1 protein-coding gene is annotated in these 1,413 nt (G+C 58.5%); it reads right to left on the bottom strand.

The window, feature by feature from the left end:
* Positions 1-238: 238 nt before the first annotated feature.
* A complete protein-coding gene (locus SMD10_RS25325) occupies positions 239-1,279 on the bottom strand; it encodes an IS110 family RNA-guided transposase (RefSeq protein WP_331688491.1) in 1,041 nt (346 codons plus the stop codon).
* Positions 1,280-1,413 lie beyond the last annotated feature (134 nt).

Here is a 1,413-nt window from a genome sequence, read left to right as displayed (position 1 = left end):
CTGGGTCAACCCCAATTTCCCTACATCCTGTCGCCGAGGTCATGCTTCTGTCCGCAGTCGCTGAAAGGCGCTGCATGATGGAGTGGGAATGGGACCAGCCGATCGATCTAAAAAGCGCAGTCACCTGATCGGGCTGCGGAACCGTCCTCGATCTGGCCGATCCACCGTCCCGGCGACGGGACTTCGGCTTCGAACCGCCGTGATGAAGGCAGTCCAAAATCTCCTTCTGTTCGAGGCGTCAGATCGTGACCGGGACGCTGATTTCCTTCTTCGCGATGAACGTGGCGCCGTCGCGAAGCATCGCGTGCATGACGACAGCCAGTTTTCTGGCCAGGGCGACCTTTGCCTTCTTCATTCCGGCTCGCTTTGCCAAGGCGCAAGCCCACATCTTCAGATCATTGGCCTTCGCCGACCGCATCATCATGACGTTTGCTGCCTCGAACAGCGCGGTTCTGACGGTGGCATCGCCGCACTTGGAAATCCGCCCGGAATAATCCGTCTCTCCGGATTGATATTTTCTTGGCGTCAAGCCGAAGTGCGCGCCGACACGACGGGACGAGCAGAAGCGGTCCACCTGATCAATGGCAGCAACAAAGGTCAACGAGGTCAGGGCGCCGACGCCGGGGATCGACATTAGTTGGCGCGCACGGGCTTCAGATCGGGCCATGGCAATGGCCTTCCTGTCCAATTTTCGGAACTCGTCCAGAAGAACAGAACGGCAAGTCAGCAAGGAGCCTACAATCAGCAGGAGCGTTTCGTGGCCCTCGCACAGCTCAAGGATCCTGCTTTTGAAGCCGGAGCGCGGAACGGAGCCGACTTTCAGGCCAAAGCCTCGCAGGATGCCCCGCAAACTCATTTCGATGTCGTGCAGCTTCGACTGCAACAATTTGCGTGCGGTCAGTAAGGCTCGTACTTCCTGTGATGGAAGCGATTTGCAGTGGACCGGGCGATACCACCCAAGGCGCATCAGTTGCGCAATGCCACGAGCATCCTTCTTGTCGGTCTTGACGGGCATGATCTTGAAAGCGGTGCGGACGTGCCGTGTCTCGATGAGCTCGCAAGCCAATCCCGCCTGACTCATGCCGGCGAACAGCCACTGCGACAGAGGCCCGGCCTCGAGTCCGACGCGCTCCAATGCATGATCGAACGCCTGGAACCATCTGACTATGGCATCAGGATCGCTGGTAACCTGGCCCTCCCGGATAATTTTGCCTGATGCGTCCGTAATACATACGCTGGCGCTTTCCAAAGATACGTCGATCCCGGCATAGTACTTCATGGTCGTCTCGCACTGGGTCTGGCGCGGAGCCTATTCCGACGCCGTGGTTGATCACACCATCACTTTGCGGGGCGACCAGCGGACATCAAGCTCATGATGTCCGCTACGGCAGGCCCGTTACCCCATCTAAAAAC

This window comes from Consotaella aegiceratis (assembly GCF_036541425.1).
GTDB lineage: Bacteria > Pseudomonadota > Alphaproteobacteria > Rhizobiales > Rhizobiaceae > Consotaella > Consotaella aegiceratis.
This window is presented reverse-complemented; position numbering and strand designations above follow the sequence as displayed.